The organism is Aliidiomarina sedimenti (assembly GCF_003986955.1).
Lineage (GTDB): Bacteria > Pseudomonadota > Gammaproteobacteria > Enterobacterales > Alteromonadaceae > Aliidiomarina > Aliidiomarina sedimenti.
This window is the reverse complement of sequence record NZ_PIPN01000002.1, coordinates 32,204-46,702: the sequence shown is the minus strand read 5'-3', so window position 1 is coordinate 46,702 and position 14,499 is coordinate 32,204. Positions and strand designations below refer to the sequence as shown.

At 54.6% G+C, this 14,499-nt stretch carries 13 protein-coding genes and 1 other RNA gene; 9 read left to right on the top strand and 5 right to left on the bottom strand.

Annotated features, from left to right (window positions below; all coding sequences use genetic code 11):
- Positions 1–18: 18 nt before the first annotated feature.
- The 4 genes from CWE12_RS04830 to CWE12_RS04815 are packed head-to-tail and all read right to left on the bottom strand — an operon-like array spanning position 19 to position 3,344.
- Positions 19–585, bottom strand: a complete 567-nt coding sequence (locus CWE12_RS04830) for a BON domain-containing protein (protein ID WP_126788562.1) — start codon at positions 583–585, stop codon at positions 19–21.
- Positions 585–1,154, bottom strand: coding sequence for a D-sedoheptulose-7-phosphate isomerase (locus tag CWE12_RS04825; protein WP_126788561.1), 570 nt, complete (start codon positions 1,152–1,154; stop codon positions 585–587). The genes CWE12_RS04830 and CWE12_RS04825 overlap by 1 nt, the downstream gene beginning before the upstream one ends.
- A 17-nt stretch (positions 1,155–1,171) precedes the next feature.
- The gene (locus CWE12_RS04820; protein WP_157981928.1) at positions 1,172–1,522 is read right to left on the bottom strand and encodes a YraN family protein; all 351 of its coding nucleotides are present in this window, start codon (positions 1,520–1,522) and stop codon (positions 1,172–1,174) included.
- Positions 1,491–3,344, bottom strand: a complete 1,854-nt coding sequence (locus CWE12_RS04815) for a penicillin-binding protein activator (RefSeq protein ID WP_157981927.1) — start codon at positions 3,342–3,344, stop codon at positions 1,491–1,493. Before CWE12_RS04815 ends, CWE12_RS04820 begins: the two co-directional genes overlap by 32 nt.
- Before the next feature lie 77 nt (positions 3,345–3,421).
- On the opposite strand from CWE12_RS04815, the gene rsmI reads away from it, so the two are divergent.
- Complete coding sequence (gene rsmI / locus CWE12_RS04810; RefSeq protein ID WP_126788558.1) at positions 3,422–4,282, top strand: 16S rRNA (cytidine(1402)-2'-O)-methyltransferase; 861 nt, start codon at positions 3,422–3,424, stop codon at positions 4,280–4,282.
- Between the two features lie 36 nt (positions 4,283–4,318).
- An RNA gene (rnpB, locus tag CWE12_RS04805) (RNase P RNA component class A) lies at positions 4,319–4,688 on the top strand.
- Here the strand turns inward: rnpB and CWE12_RS04800 are convergent.
- Positions 4,687–6,855: a putative bifunctional diguanylate cyclase/phosphodiesterase gene (locus CWE12_RS04800; protein ID WP_126788557.1), complete on the bottom strand. Its 2,169-nt coding sequence runs from the start codon at positions 6,853–6,855 to the stop codon at positions 4,687–4,689. The genes rnpB and CWE12_RS04800 overlap by 2 nt on opposite strands.
- A 273-nt stretch (positions 6,856–7,128) precedes the next feature.
- Here CWE12_RS04800 and mraZ point away from each other — a divergent pair, with 273 nt between their 5' ends.
- The 7 genes from mraZ to mraY are packed head-to-tail and all read left to right on the top strand — an operon-like array spanning position 7,129 to position 14,498.
- Positions 7,129–7,587, top strand: a complete 459-nt coding sequence (gene mraZ, locus CWE12_RS04795) for a division/cell wall cluster transcriptional repressor MraZ (protein WP_126788556.1) — start codon at positions 7,129–7,131, stop codon at positions 7,585–7,587.
- Positions 7,584–8,525 (top strand): 16S rRNA (cytosine(1402)-N(4))-methyltransferase RsmH, encoded by a 942-nt coding sequence (gene rsmH / locus CWE12_RS04790; protein WP_198675707.1) that lies wholly within the window; start codon positions 7,584–7,586, stop codon positions 8,523–8,525. The genes mraZ and rsmH overlap by 4 nt, the downstream gene beginning before the upstream one ends.
- Positions 8,522–8,839 (top strand): cell division protein FtsL, encoded by a 318-nt coding sequence (ftsL, locus tag CWE12_RS04785; RefSeq protein WP_126788554.1) that lies wholly within the window; start codon positions 8,522–8,524, stop codon positions 8,837–8,839. Before rsmH ends, ftsL begins: the two co-directional genes overlap by 4 nt.
- A complete protein-coding gene (locus CWE12_RS04780) occupies positions 8,830–10,566 on the top strand; it encodes a penicillin-binding transpeptidase domain-containing protein (RefSeq protein WP_126788553.1) in 1,737 nt (578 codons plus the stop codon). Before ftsL ends, CWE12_RS04780 begins: the two co-directional genes overlap by 10 nt.
- Positions 10,559–12,034 (top strand): UDP-N-acetylmuramoyl-L-alanyl-D-glutamate--2,6-diaminopimelate ligase, encoded by a 1,476-nt coding sequence (gene murE, locus CWE12_RS04775; RefSeq protein ID WP_241984137.1) that lies wholly within the window; start codon positions 10,559–10,561, stop codon positions 12,032–12,034. Before CWE12_RS04780 ends, murE begins: the two co-directional genes overlap by 8 nt.
- Positions 12,031–13,422, top strand: a complete 1,392-nt coding sequence (locus tag CWE12_RS04770; RefSeq protein WP_126788552.1) for a UDP-N-acetylmuramoyl-tripeptide--D-alanyl-D-alanine ligase — start codon at positions 12,031–12,033, stop codon at positions 13,420–13,422. The genes murE and CWE12_RS04770 overlap by 4 nt, the downstream gene beginning before the upstream one ends.
- Positions 13,416–14,498, top strand: coding sequence for a phospho-N-acetylmuramoyl-pentapeptide-transferase (gene mraY, locus CWE12_RS04765; protein ID WP_126788551.1), 1,083 nt, complete (start codon positions 13,416–13,418; stop codon positions 14,496–14,498). The genes CWE12_RS04770 and mraY overlap by 7 nt, the downstream gene beginning before the upstream one ends.
- Position 14,499: the final 1 nt, after the last annotated feature.

Genomic DNA, 14,499 nt, shown 5'->3' with positions numbered 1-14,499 from the left:
ACTAAGCTGGAGCGCGCGTTAACGGCGCTCCAGTACATCGATAACCCGTTCCACACCATTCATGTGACGAACTTGTTCAATGGCATCGGCGGCGGCATCAGCAGTGGTCACTCCTACCAGAAACACTTCACCTTTTTCGCTATATACTTTGATATTGCTATGGTCAAACTCGCTGTCGGTGATCAAGGCTGCTTTCACCCTTGAGGTGAGAAAGGTGTCTCGCGAGCGTTCGCTTAAGGTCGCTTTAGGACCGACACGGAGCTGGTCATAGACACGGTTAACGCCATTCACATCACGGGTAACCCGCACTGCCTGATCGCGAATGCGGTCGCTTTCAGCTTGCCCAAAAATTAATACATTGCCATTGTAAGCCACGATCTGGATGCGTTGCTCACGAAGCGTCTGGTCATCATTAAGATGGCTCTCTACCCGCAAGCGCAAACTGTTGTCGTCCACCTGAGTGCCGACATCACGCCCGTCCATGGCCACTACAGTAGCACCGACGGCACCCCCAGCAACGACCAGGGCACAACCGGAAAGGTTAACCAGCAACGGTAAACATAGCAGCATAACCATGCGTTTCATTAGGACGTCCCCCCCTGAAAAATCTGTTGTTCAATCAGACTACATAGCAGATGGCTGATAAACAATTGCTGTTCAGTGATACGTGCCGGGTTGGCGGCTGGGATTTGTATTTCGATATCAGCCGGACCGAGCAGACCGGTTGCGTCGCCGGATTCGGTGCCAATAATAGCGATAATGGTCATCTCACGGGACAGCGCTGCTTCCATCGCCTGATGGACCCGCTCGGAATGCTGTTCACTAATGAAGGCAACCAGAATATCACCCTGGCTCCCAATCGCCTGCACCTGGCGCGCAATAGACTCCAGCTCAGAGGTCTGGCTTGAACTGAGCCCCAACGCCAGCGCGGGAAAGGGCGGGCGTTCAAGTTCTGAGCCCTGCAGTAAGAGGTCAGCGAAGTGATTGGCAACAAACAAACTCTGTCCGTCGCCGCAGCTGAATACCCGTTGGCCAGCCAGCAGGCTGGAGACCAGCAGGTCGGCAGCGTCGACTAAAACATCGGCTAATGTTTCAGAAGCGGCAACCTGAATTTGTATACTCTCGTTGTAATAGTTTTTGAGAAACTCGCGCATGGAAAACCTTAGGTTTTTTAAAAAGCGTCTTTGACCCAGAGTAACTCCGCCGGGTCGGCCGTAATGGCGACGACGTCAAACCGACAGGGGGTAAGATACTCGGACAAATCATTGGAATAAAGATAAACTTTTGCACAGTGACGGATCCGTTGTAGCTGACCCTGGCGGATCTGCCCCAGCGGATGCTCGACGGTCGCATTATAGCGAAACTTAACTTCGACAAAGACCCAATAGTCCTGGTCGCGCATAATCAAATCAATTTCACCGCCATGCAGGCGAAAATTACGCTCCACCAGGGTCAGCCCCTGCTGCTTCAAATACGCTTCTGCCTGGTACTCAAAGTGTGTCCCCACTGAACGACTGCTCATTTCCGCGTTGCTCCACAATACGGCCGTTGTCGAATACGGCCCAGTGTAGCTGACGGCTGATGGCATGCTCAGAAATACGCAATTGCCCGGTCAGGCCCGGATGGTCATATCCGGGCAGCCAGTTCATTACGCTCAGGCGGGGTAACAGTTCCATTGCATCATAGCCCATCCCGATAAGCCGTTGCGACGATGGTGACTGATTCGGACGCAGTTGCTGAAAGCGTTCAAATAAAGCGCGCTCAGAATGCTCTGGTAACAGCCACGGCGCTTCTGAAAAGACAATGCCGTCAAGGTCACTGCTGCCTCGGCTGTCTGAGCTTTCGTGAACTGAGGATGAGGCAAAGACCGGCAGGCGGCGGGCAAACGGGCTGATATTCGTTTCGATAAAGGGTTTTAACAGTCGCGCCTGGGCTGCATCACCGAGCAGGTAGATAGCGCTAACGTCTCGTCGACTGCGCGGTTCAGATTCAATCGTAGTGGTGCCGGCGGCGCGTTCGACTAGCTCGATACGGTTGTTGGAATCGCGCACGTGAAGGCTTTCAGCCACCCGGTCAGGCATGTCATTGCTCGAACTGTAACGACCAACATGGACGCTGGTGGCGCCGTGTTTAGCCACCCACTGACTTTCAAACTGGCTGGCGAGCTGCCGTCCGCGTTGGGTATCAGCGCCTAGTACCAGGACATTTTCGTGGTCGCGCTGGCTAAGATAGTCAACCGCGGATTCAACTTCAGTATCGATATCGAGGGCAAAGAAATTGTCCAGCCCCGGCTCATAATCATCCGGTGTTCGGTTTAGCCACAACTGAATCCAGGGCATCGGCTCGTCCTGTGCGTTCAGCGTCGCGGCGAACCGGTTAACGTAATCGCGGGACAATGGACCTATGACCGCTTCGATATTTTCCCGTTGCAGACGTTCTAGTACTTCGTCGGCATTGTAGGCAGTGGTGTCGATAAACAGTACGTCTTCATTTCGTTCATTGCTTAGCGCGGCGAGCACGCCATCACGAACCGCCAGGCCTTGTTGTCCGAATTGACCACTCAACGGTAACAAAACGGCTATCCGGCGAGGTTGCTCGTGGAGCCATGGCTGGTCGGCGAGCACCTCTTCAACTTGTTGTCGGGCGGGGTGGCCGGAGAACTGTTGCAGCCAGCGTTCTAATGTTGGCGCGACGGGTTCCCGGTAGTCTAGTGCCTGAGTCAGACGGGTAAATAAGCTGGTCCAGCCGCGCATCCGCTCGCTACTTTCGCGGGCGGCATTGCGCCAGTACCCGGCGGGCACCTGACTTAAATGGTGCCAAATCCTTGGATTATGGTCCTGCTCATCGTAGGTCGACAATTCGACCAGTTGACGGGCGGCACTGAGGTGGCGCTGCTGCCCCGCGTAGGACTGATAATACAGGCGTAAAAGGGCAACCCGTTGCTCGCGGGAGCTGGTTCGCTCAATATCATCAAGAATCTGTTGCGCTGTCTGCCACTGCTCGAAGTAAAGCAACAAGGCGGCACGCTGCATCAGGTATTCAGTGCGCAGTCGGCCGGGCAGGGCGACATCTTCCATTTGGCTCAACACCGATGCACCCTGTTGCCATTCTCCGCGGGCAAAGAAAGCTTCGCTGGCCTGGAGCAGGAACTGATAGGTCTGGGCGCGGTTCTCAGCGAACGCTGCGCGTTCAAGGAAGTCCTCCGGGCTGGCATCGATCAGCGTCGTGGTGTCCGCTAACGGCTCATCCTCTATAGCAGATCGGTCTGTAACCGGTGCAGATGGCTGACCCGCGCAACCCGCGAGGGCGAAAATAGCGATGCAGGCAAGTAACTTCTTTGGCACAATAAACGCTCTTGGTAATTCACATGTCCATACTATAAACGCCCAACGGCGAGGACACAATCAAAGGGCTATAGGATATGCGGTCTGAGTCACCCAGCGGGATACTTTATATTGTTGCCACGCCGATAGGGAACCTTAGCGATATGACCTACCGCGCGGTTCAGGTATTGCAGCAGGCGGACCTGATTATGGCTGAAGACACCCGCCACAGCAGGCCGCTGCTTGATCATTATGGGGTCGAAGGACCGCTTTCTACGGTGCATGAGCACAACGAACGCCAGCGTAGTGAGTACCTGGTTAAGCGCTTGTTGGCAGGTGAAAATATTGCGTTAATCAGTGATGCAGGGACCCCGTTGATCAGTGACCCGGGGTATCCGCTGGTTCATGCCTGTCGTGAAGCGGGCGTTCAGGTGGTGCCTATTCCGGGACCCTGTGCGGCGATCGCTGCGTTAAGTGCCGCCGGGCTTCCCACAGATCGCTTTTTGTTTGTTGGCTTCCTTGCGGCTAAATCCGCCGCCCGGGTCAGCCAGCTCACTGCGGTCAGCGAGGAGAGCGGAACCCTGGTGTTTTATGAATCCCCACGTCGCATTCTGAGCACCTTACGGGATATGCAGGACGTCTATGGTGCTGACCGTCAGGCGGTCGTGGCACGTGAAGTGACCAAGCAATTTGAGACCTTCCTTGCTGGTAGCCTCTCGTCGTTGATTGAACAGGTCGCGGCGGACAGCAATCAGCAACGTGGTGAGATTGTAATCATGGTACACGGTGCACGACGGGCAGCCGATGCACTGCCAGCAGACGCGACCCGACTGTTGCTGCAACTGTTACCCCACATGGCATTGAAAAAAGCCGCTGCGGTGGTCGCTGAGCATTATGGGGTACGCAAAAACCAGCTCTACCAATGGGGCCTCGAGCAGCAGGAGGGTGGACAAGAATAGATTGACCTGCCCCCCTGGGCGCGTACAATGTCCGCCGGAGTCAGCCAGGGCAATCGCTGCCCGCATACTTTCGGGTGTGTGGGGGGAGGAAAGTCCGGGCTCCATAGGGCAGGGTGCCAGGTAACGCCTGGGCGGCGCGAGCCGACGACCAGTGCAACAGAGAGCAAACCGCCGATGACTCACTTTTCGGAGTGGGAACAGGTAAGGGTGAAAGGGTGCGGTAAGAGCGCACCGCGCGGCTGGCAACAGTTCGTGGCACGGTAAACTCCACCCGGAGCAAGACCAAATAGGGATCCTTGGGGTGGCCCGCCTCGGATCCGGGTAGGTTGCTGGAGGCTACAGGCGACTGTAGTCCTAGACGAATGATTGTCCACGACAGAACCCGGCTTACTGGCTGACTCCCCTTATTTTATCTGTGCTATGCCGCGGGCTGAAAGCCTGGCGGCATAGTCTGGATACCATTTAGCCAGCTGGTTACGCGGTAACGGCTCGGTGTAAAGATACCCCTGCAAATAATCGACCCCAAGGGTCTCAAGCATCTGCGCCTGAGCCTGGGTTTCGACGCCTTCGGCAACCACTTGTACGTCCAGCGCTTTCGCCATTTGCACCAGCGCACCGACCATTGCCACCACCCGGCGGTCCTCTGCCAGGTGCTGAGTAAAGCTGCGATCTACTTTAATCAGTCGGATTGGAAAGCGACGGACATAGTTGACCGACGAGTAGCCGGTGCCAAAATCATCAATTGCTAATTGAATACCTGCTTCGTCAAGCTGATTGATCAGCGCATGCTGGCGAGGCTGATCCGGCATCAACATGGACTCAGTAATTTCGAAAATCACATCGCGACTGGCGACCTGATATTCGGTCATGATCGCCAGCCAGCGCGATGCTACCTGCGGGTCATTGAATTCTGCCGGCGAGCGGTTAATGCTGACTTTGACGTCGGGGATCAAGGCCCGCAACGAAGCCAAATCGCTGCACACCCGGGTCAGTACAAAATCACCAATAAGTGCAATAATCCCATTGCGTTCGGCACAGGGTATAAACTGAGCGGGGCTGAGCAGCCCCAACGCGGGATGTTGCCAGCGGACCAGGGCTTCGAGGTGAGTTATCGCGCCGACGGGGGTGACGATCGGCTGATAGTAAATCACGAACTGGCCGCTGTTGAGGCCTGTACGCATCTCCTCGGATAGTTTGAGCTGGCTTTCGGCGGAACGCTGCATACTGGCGTCGAAGAAGGCACTGGTGTTGCGGCCTGCACTTTTCGCTGAATACATTGCCACATCTGCATGTTTAATCAGCGTCATGACGTCTTCGCCATCCTCCGGATACATGGCGATGCCAATACTGGCATGCATGTGGATATGATGACCGTCCAGCTCGACCGGCTGGGTTAGTGTTTGCTGCAGCTGGTTGGCCAGGTTCATGCAGGTTTCCAGATCGTCGACGTCTTTGAGCACCAGAATGAATTCATCGCCACCGATGCGCGCAACAATATCGCGTTCACGGAGACGGTTACTGAGCCGCTCCGCGATGGTAATCAACAATTGGTCGCCGAGATCATGGCCCAGACTGTCATTCACTTGTTTGAAATGGTCGAGGTCGATGAAAAGGACACAGAATTTTACCTGGTGCGTCTCGCAATAGTCGATATAGCGGCCCAGCAGCTGGCGCAAATAGACACGGTTAACAAGCCCGGTTAACGGGTCACGCTGCGCTTGTTCGGTAATCTGCGAGAACGCGTGCTGGAGTCGACGGTGGTTAATGAAGACCACAATAAACAACGCCAGTATGGCGGCAATGACCAGGTTCCCAGCCAGTAGCAAGGGCCAGTAATGCCACCAGGGCGGTGCCCAGTAGCCGTATGTTGGATAGCCGGCGAGGGACCACTGCAACACACCCAACTGAATGGGTAGTTCAACCACGTCGTGATTCCAGATCTGCTCATCACCGGCGAGATGGTCGTCACCAGCGCGCAATGCAGTATTCAATGAGTCGCCGTGGCCAATCCCGGCATCAGCGAACAGCCGCTGATGATCCAGAACCTGTGAGATAATACCCCAGTTATTGTCGTCATGGACTAAGGGAACCCGGGCGATTAGGGCCTCCCCTCCCTGCAGTAAGGGGACTGGCCCCTGAAATACGATATCGCCGCTTTCAATGGCCTGACGAACTGACTCCATTTGTGTGGGGAGCTCGCGGTAGTCAGTACCCAGGACCTGCTCGTTGCCATTGCGTGGATAGACATAGCGGATCACCAGATCCGGCGCTACGGCGACATGGCGGGTATGCAGATCATCAGCCAGCAGGTATTGGTTGAGCGTCGCAAAACGTTGTTCGTCGATCGCTGGGTTGGCCATGAATTCGGCACGCAAGCCACGCATGCTGGCGAGGTTCGCATTGAGGAGGCCGTCAAACTGAGCGCGCAGGGTGGCAAGCTGCTGAAATGCAGCGATACGTTCGTTGTTTGCCTGTTGTGTCTGATAACTATTGAGTAACGCGATCAGGATCCCTTGTAGCACAGCGAAGCTAACGACAAGAAAAAGAATGAACCAGCGACGCATCGCAACCATAGGGACAACCTAATTATTCTGGTAATATGTATACATAGTCCAGTATGGTCAAAATTAGATCAATATAAAGTATTAGTAGGTTGGCTCATTCATTTTCTCCCACAATTTCCCACCCAGTTTCATGAACTTGCTCAAAGCCCAGTAAAAATAAGGTAAAGCAATGCTTCTTAAGCCCCTGTTTTTGCTTGACAGGGTGCTTTTATGACGCCTAGACTGTACTATTGTGGGGAATAGTGGAGAAAAGTGGATCGCGCTGCGATCCCGGAGACGATCATGTTTCGTGGAGCAACTGCTGTAAGCATTGATGACAAAGGCCGACTGGCGATACCTAGTAAGTATCGTAGCCAGGTATTGTCGCAGGCTGAAGGTAAGATGGTCTGCACGATTGATACTCTGCAACCCTGTCTGTTGCTCTATGCCATGCCGGAATGGAAGGTGGTAGAGCAGTATTTGGCGGGGCTTTCCAATTTTGAGCCTGCTGAACGCCGGGTTAAACGCCTGGTTCTCGGGCATGCCCACGACTGTGACATGGATAAAAATGGCCGCTTATTGATAGCTCCCATTCTACGCAGCCATGCTGCGCTTGATAAGAAAGTCATGTTGGTTGGTCAACTGAACAAATTTGAAATTTGGTCAGAAGACGCCTGGAACGAACAAATTAAACGTGACATTGAAATTGAGCAGCGTGGCGACTTTGAAGTTCCAGACCGACTAAAAGATTTCACATTATAATGACGATGCCAGCCAAACATGTTCCGGTACTGCTCAATGAAGCCATTGAAGCACTTGCGATTCGCCCGGATGGAACCTACATCGACATGACCTTTGGTCGTGGCGGGCATAGTCGTGCAATTCTTGACGAATTGGGCGAAGAAGGTCGTCTTTATTCGTTTGACCGCGATCCGCGTGCTGCAGACGCCGCCGCTGAACTCGCCGGACACCCCCAGTTTCACTTCATCCAAGCTCCTTTCTCCACTCTGGCTGAAGCCGCGCAACGCGAGCAAATCAGCGGCCAGGTTGATGGCATTTTATTTGACTTAGGTGTCTCGTCCCCACAACTTGATGACGCCGAACGTGGTTTCAGTTTCATGCGTGACGGTCCTCTGGACATGCGCATGGACCCGGAACAGGGTCAGTCTGCGGCAGAGTGGATTAACACGGCCTCGATCGATGACCTGGTATATGTATTTAAACACTATGGCGAGGAACGCTATGCGCGCCGTATCGCGCGGGCCATAGAACATGACCGTAAAACCACCCCTTTTCTCTCTACTGCGCAGCTTGCGGGGCTGATCGCACGGGTAAGTCCGGTGAAAGAAAAACATAAACATCCGGCTACACGTGTGTTTCAGGCGATCCGCATTCATGTAAATCAGGAGCTGGAAGAAGCCGAAACGGCTCTGCATGCCGCTATTCAGGTGCTTGCACCGGGTGGCCGGCTGGCAGTTATTAGCTTCCACAGCCTGGAAGATCGTTTGGTCAAGCGCTTTATCAAACAACAAAGTGATGGCGCACAGTTGCCTGCCGGGTTACCGGTGACGGAAGCTGAACGACTGAAAGACTGTACTTTAAAGCCCTTGAGCCGTGCGATAAAACCTGGAGCGGCTGAAGTACAGACGAACCCGCGAGCGCGCAGCTCCGTTCTTCGGATTGCGGAGCGTTTAGCATGAGCCGGCTACAACAGTCCACGTTATTGCACGTGATCCGTCAGGATCTGGGGCGCCATTTAGGGTTGCTCACGCTGACGGCACTGACTGTTGCCACCAGTCTTGGGGTGATTTATCTGACCCACCTCAATCGTGAACTGGTGGCAGACCGCGAAGAGCTTCTGCAGCAGCGCGATGCGCTGGATGTAGAGTGGCGTCACCTGGTGATTGAGCAAACCGCATTGGCCGAGCACAGCCGTATTGAACAGCTGGCTACGCGCAATCTATCGATGCAGCGGCCGCAGGAAGATCAGGAGGTGCTGGTACCATGGCGGTAAAACGTAACCAACGCATCCTGCGACCTGAACCTATTCAATGGCGCTTTCAGGTGATGCTGGCCATGATCGGACTGGTGTTTTTCAGTCTGGTTGGGCGAGCGGCCTTTATTCAGGTGGTGGAACCGGATCGGCTGCGCCATGAAGGTGATCTTCGTTCGCTGCGGGTATCCCACAGTGAAGTTCAGCGTGGCAATATTACCGATCGCAACGGCGTTGAGCTGGCAGTCAGCGTGCCAGTGCAGACCGTATGGGCGGATCCACTGCGCATGCATGAGCAAAGCGGACTGGAAGATATGCGGCGCTGGCAGGCGCTGGCTGATGTATTTCAAACCCCGGTGGATGACTTATTAGCGCGGGTTGATAACCCGCAGCGGCGCTTTGTGTATCTCAAACGCATGGTTACGCCGGCAGTGGCTGAGTACGTGCGGCAGCTGGATATTCCTGGTGTTTATCTGCAAAACGAATCACGTCGCTTTTACCCTACCGGGGAAATCAACTCGCACATTATTGGCGTTACCAATATTGACGGTGAAGGCCTCGACGGTATCGAAGCGGTGTATGATGGCATGCTAACCGGAACGCCCGGTCAGCGCCAGTATCGCAAAGACGGCCAGGGCCGGGTTATCGAAGAGCTCGAAGTTCGCCAGGCTGAATACCCGCAGAATGTGCGTCTTTCCATCGACCAGCGAATTCAGGCAATGGCCTATCGCGAATTGAAAAAAGCAGTGAGTTATCACGGCGCGACCTCGGGGTCGCTGGTTGCGGTTGACGTGCACACCGGGGAAGTCCTGGCGATGGTGAACAGCCCGTCCTATAACCCGAATAACCGCCAGGAAATGCTGCCCCACCTGATGCGCAACCGTGCCATTACTGACACCTTTGAGCCGGGTTCGACGGTGAAGCCGCTGGTTATGTTAGAGGCGCTGCGGCAGGGCGTGGTTGATCTGGACAGCACTATAGATACCAGCCCTGGCTGGATGAGACTCGGCGGGCGCCGGGTTCAGGACGCACGCAATTACGGTGAACTCAGCCTAGCGGAAATTTTGCAGCATTCGAGCAACGTAGCGATCAGTAAACTGGCGCTGTCGATTGACATTGACGACCTGCTGCATACCTACGCTGGGGCAGGTTTTGGCAGTGATACCGGGATAAACCTGATTGGCGAAAGCATGGGCTTAATCCGCCACCGCACCAGTTGGTCTGACTTTGAAGTGGCGACGTTATCCTATGGCTATGGCCTGGGAACGACGACCATGCAACTTGCTCAGATGTATGCGATTCTGGGGAACGGTGGGGTGCAGCGTCCACTTAGCGTGCTGGCGCTGGAAAACCCGCATGAGGGACGGCAGGTTTTTGACCCCGAGTTAACTGAAGACGTATTGCGGATGATGGAATCAGTGGTGAGCAGCGAGGGCACAGGGCGTCAGGCTCGGGTCCGCGGCTACCGGGTTGCCGGTAAAACCGGAACCACAAGAAAAGCGGTGCCGGGTGGTTACGGCGATGAATATGTGGGCTTGTTTGCCGGCGTTATTCCCGCCTCGAACCCACGCATTGCGATTGCAGTGATGATCAATGAACCAGAAGGTGATGCCTATCATGGCGGTAGCGTGGCTGCGCCGCTCTTTTCTACGGTAGCGGAAGGCAGTATGCGGATCCTGAATGTGGCACCGGATGACATCTCGCCAGCTACTTTACGCTCAGCAGGATTTGGGGGGCAACGTGATTAAACTCATCCAGTTACTCCCGGACGCACCTGAAACGCTGCCCGATATTGAGGTGAGCGGACTTAAACTTGACAGTCGCCAGGTTACACACGGCGACTGTTTTGTTGCTGTACCTGGCTATCAGGTGGATGGACGACACTTTATTAACGCTGCGTTGCAAGCGGGCGCCAGCGCTGTGTTACAGCAAGCAGACAACTTTTCGATTGAGCAGCGGGACGGTGCTGCGATCATTTCGGTACCGCAGTTAAACGAGCAACTATCAGCCATTGGTGGTCGTTTTTATAATCAGCCAAGTGAGCGTCTTAAGTTAATCGGAGTGACCGGTACCAATGGTAAAACGACGGTGACTCACCTGGTGGCTCAGTTATACCAGGGGCTGGCTGAAAAAGCTGCGGTGCTTGGTACGCTGGGAAGCGGCTTTATCGATGCGCTGCTGGCAGAAAAAAATACCACCCCCGACGCGCTGACCGTGCAGTCACGGTTAGCCGGTCTCGCCAATGAAGGGGCGGATGTGGTGGCGATGGAAGTCTCCTCCCACGCGCTGGTTCAGGGGCGGGTTAACGATTTACGCTTTGCCGCCGTGGTGGCGACGAATGTGAGCCGTGACCACCTCGACTACCACGGTTCGATGGAATCCTACGCCGCTGCAAAGCAGGATTTATTCGACCATTATCCGGCTCGTGCGCGGATCTATAACCTTGATGACCCGATCGTTTGTGGCTGGTATCAGCAGTCGGCGCGACCAGCCTATGGTTACAGTCTTGAAGCCCCCGCTGACGGCTACAACGGCGAAGGTGTTCTGCGCGCAACGGGTCTGGAGTTTGACCATGAGGGTGCACAGTTTACCTTGCACTGGCAGGGTCAGCAGGTGGCGGCACGCCTGTCGTTGCTGGGTGAATTTAATGTCAGTAACGCCTTAGCCGCGTTATTGGTGCTGTTGAGTGAAGGCTACACCTTACTCGATGTGGTGCCGCTGTTATCGACCTTACAACCGGTCGCCGGCCGCATGGAAACCTTCAGCGCGCCGCAGCGTGCGCTCGCCATTGTCGACTATGCCCATACCCCGGATGCGCTGGAACAGGTTCTTAAAGCCGCGCGTCGTCATTGCAAGGGACAGTTATGGTGTGTGTTCGGTTGTGGTGGCGACCGTGATCGCGGCAAACGCCCTCAAATGGGCAATGTAGCAAGCCAGCATGCCGATATCGTGGTGGTCACCGATGACAATCCGCGTACCGAGTCGGCTGAGGCAATTATCGCCGATGTGGTCAGCGGCGTGACCGGAAGCGCACAGATAATTCAGCATCCCGGACGGGAGGCAGCAGTGCGCTACAGCCTGCAACATGCGCAGCCCGATGATGTGGTGGTGATGGCCGGAAAAGGTCATGAAGACTACCAGATCGTAGGTACACAAACATTGGATTACAACGAACGCGCTGTGGTAGCAGCCTGTATGAACGAGGTCGCCCTATGATAGACGTTGATATTAATTGGGTTGCAAGCAAGGTGAATGGTCACTTACATGGTGGCAATGCAGACATCAGCCGGGTCACTATTGACAGCCGCGACGTGCGCAGAGGCGACCTTTTTATTGCTATCAAAGGGCCGCGTTTTGACGGCCATGACTATGCGCAGCAAGCTATTGCGGACGGCGCCGTGGCGATCATGACCAGCCAGCAACTGGCGCTGGATGTGCCTCAGGTGGTGGTCGAAGACACCCGTTATGCGTTAGGCCGTTTAGCCGCCGCGGTTAAAGCCGAGGTCGATGTTAAAACGGTGGCAATGACTGGCAGCAGCGGAAAAACCACAGTCAGAGAAATGTGCGCGGCGATCCTGCGTCAACGCGGCAACGTGCTGGCGACTCAGGGCAATTTCAATAACGACATTGGGGTGCCTCTAACCTTACTTAATTTAACTCACGAGCATGAATTTGCAGTGATAGAACTGGGCGCCAATCATCGTGGTGAAATTGGGTATACCAGTGCATTAGTCAGACCTGATGTAGCCCTGATCAACAATGTTCAGCCGGCACACGTTGAAGGGTTCGGGGATATCTGGGGTGTCGCCCGGGCAAAATCAGAAATTGTTAAGGGGCTGGCGCAGGATGGTGTGATCTACACCAATGCCGACTCGGAATTTGACCAGTTCTGGCAACGCGAATATGCCAACCGGGTGCACAAAACATTCGCCGTGCAGAATCCAGCCGCGGATGTCAAAGCCAGCGACGTTGAACTTGATGAGCAGGGCTGTGCGCATTTCACCCTGACCTGTAAAAACCAGCAGCAGGCCATTTCGGTGCCGTTGCCCGGGGCCCATAACGTCGCCAATGCGCTGGCTGCGGCTGGATTGTGTATGGAACTCGGAAGCACTCTGAAGGATGTCGCCAGCGGGATTGCCAGCCTGAAACCAGTACCGGGGCGAATGAATGTATACAATTTACGCCCGGGTTTACGAGTAATTGATGATACCTACAACGCCAACGTAGCATCAGCTAAGGCGGCACTGGATGTATTGGCAAGCTTTACTGGCTATCGGGTGATGGTCCTCGGTGATATGGGTGAACTCGGTGCGCATGCGCGGGGATACCATGAAGAAGTAGGAACCTATGCTATCGATTCAGGGATTGATAGTCTGTTTACTCTGGGAGGCCTCAGCCAGAGTGCCAGCCAGATGTTCAACGGCCATGGTGGCCAGCACTTTGATAATAACGACGCACTAGTGGATGCACTAATAACAATTATGAAGCAGAAAAACGACGTCACTATTTTAGTAAAAGGGTCGCGCAGCGCGCGCATGGAAAGGATCGTTGAATCGATCCGTGACTACACTGCTAAAGCAAAAGTGGGGTACTCCACATGCTAGTTTGGTTAGCGGATTATTTGCAGTTCTTTTATACCGGGTTCAACGTTGTTCAGTATCTGACCATGCGTGTCATTCTGGGTATCTTAACCGCCTTAATGCTGTCGCTGTGGCTGGGTCCGAAAGTGATTCGGGCATTGCGTCGCTTGCAGGTCGGCCAAACCGTTCGCGACGACGGCCCGCAAAGTCATTTAAGTAAAACCGGCACACCGACCATGGGTGGCCTGCTGATCCTGATTTCAGTCTTTGTCTCAGTATTACTGTGGGCTGACCTAAGCAACCGGTATGTGTGGGTAACCTTATTTATTATCGGCGGCTTTGGCCTTGTCGGTTTTATTGACGATTATCGCAAAGTGGTACGCAAAGACCCGGCCGGATTGATTGCACGCTGGAAATACTTCTGGCAGTCGGTGATTGCCGGAACTGTTGCGGTGTACCTTTTCTGGAGCGCAGGGCAAAGTGCGGAAACGGCGCTACTAATCCCCTTCGTCAAAGACGTGATGCCGCAGCTGGGTGCCTTTTACATGCTACTCGCTTATTTTGTCATTGTCGGCACCAGCAACGCGGTCAACCTCACCGATGGCCTTGATGGTCTGGCTATTATGCCGACGGTCATGGTCGCGGGTGCGCTGGGCGTGTTTGCCTACGTGACCGGCAACACCAATTTTTCCACCTATTTGCAGATTCCCTATATTCCGGAAACCGCGGAACTAACCGTCGTCTGCGCTGCAATTTGCGGTGCCGGGTTGGGCTTTCTGTGGTTTAACACCTATCCGGCACAAGTGTTTATGGGCGACGTTGGGTCGCTGGCACTGGGCGCAGCACTTGGCATTATCGCCATTCTGGTTCGGCAGGAACTGGTTCTCTTCATTATGGGCGGCGTGTTCGTTATCGAAACGCTGTCGGTCATGCTGCAGGTGGGCTCGTATAAAATGCGCGGCAAACGGGTTTTCCGGATGGCGCCTATTCACCATCACTATGAATTAAAAGGCTGGCCGGAACCACGGGTTATTGTGCGTTTCTGGATCCTGTCATTGGTACTGGTGTTAATCGGCCTGGCCACACTCAAACTAAGGTAAG

Excerpts from the sequence above, each read along its gene's own strand:
- rsmI (WP_126788558.1), top strand. The coding sequence starts at position 3,422 with ATGCGGTCTGAGTCACCCAGCGGGATACTTTATATTGTTGCCACGCCG.
- CWE12_RS04820 (WP_157981928.1), bottom strand. The coding sequence starts at position 1,522 with ATGAGCAGTCGTTCAGTGGGGACACACTTTGAGTACCAGGCAGAAGCG.
- CWE12_RS04780 (WP_126788553.1), top strand. The coding sequence starts at position 8,830 with ATGGCGGTAAAACGTAACCAACGCATCCTGCGACCTGAACCTATTCAA.
- CWE12_RS04770 (WP_126788552.1), top strand. The coding sequence starts at position 12,031 with ATGATAGACGTTGATATTAATTGGGTTGCAAGCAAGGTGAATGGTCAC.
- CWE12_RS04830 (WP_126788562.1), bottom strand. The coding sequence starts at position 585 with ATGAAACGCATGGTTATGCTGCTATGTTTACCGTTGCTGGTTAACCTT.
- CWE12_RS04800 (WP_126788557.1), bottom strand. The coding sequence starts at position 6,855 with ATGGTTGCGATGCGTCGCTGGTTCATTCTTTTTCTTGTCGTTAGCTTC.
- mraZ (WP_126788556.1), top strand. The coding sequence starts at position 7,129 with ATGTTTCGTGGAGCAACTGCTGTAAGCATTGATGACAAAGGCCGACTG.
- mraY (WP_126788551.1), top strand. The coding sequence starts at position 13,416 with ATGCTAGTTTGGTTAGCGGATTATTTGCAGTTCTTTTATACCGGGTTC.
- CWE12_RS04825 (WP_126788561.1), bottom strand. The coding sequence starts at position 1,154 with ATGCGCGAGTTTCTCAAAAACTATTACAACGAGAGTATACAAATTCAG.
- ftsL (WP_126788554.1), top strand. The coding sequence starts at position 8,522 with ATGAGCCGGCTACAACAGTCCACGTTATTGCACGTGATCCGTCAGGAT.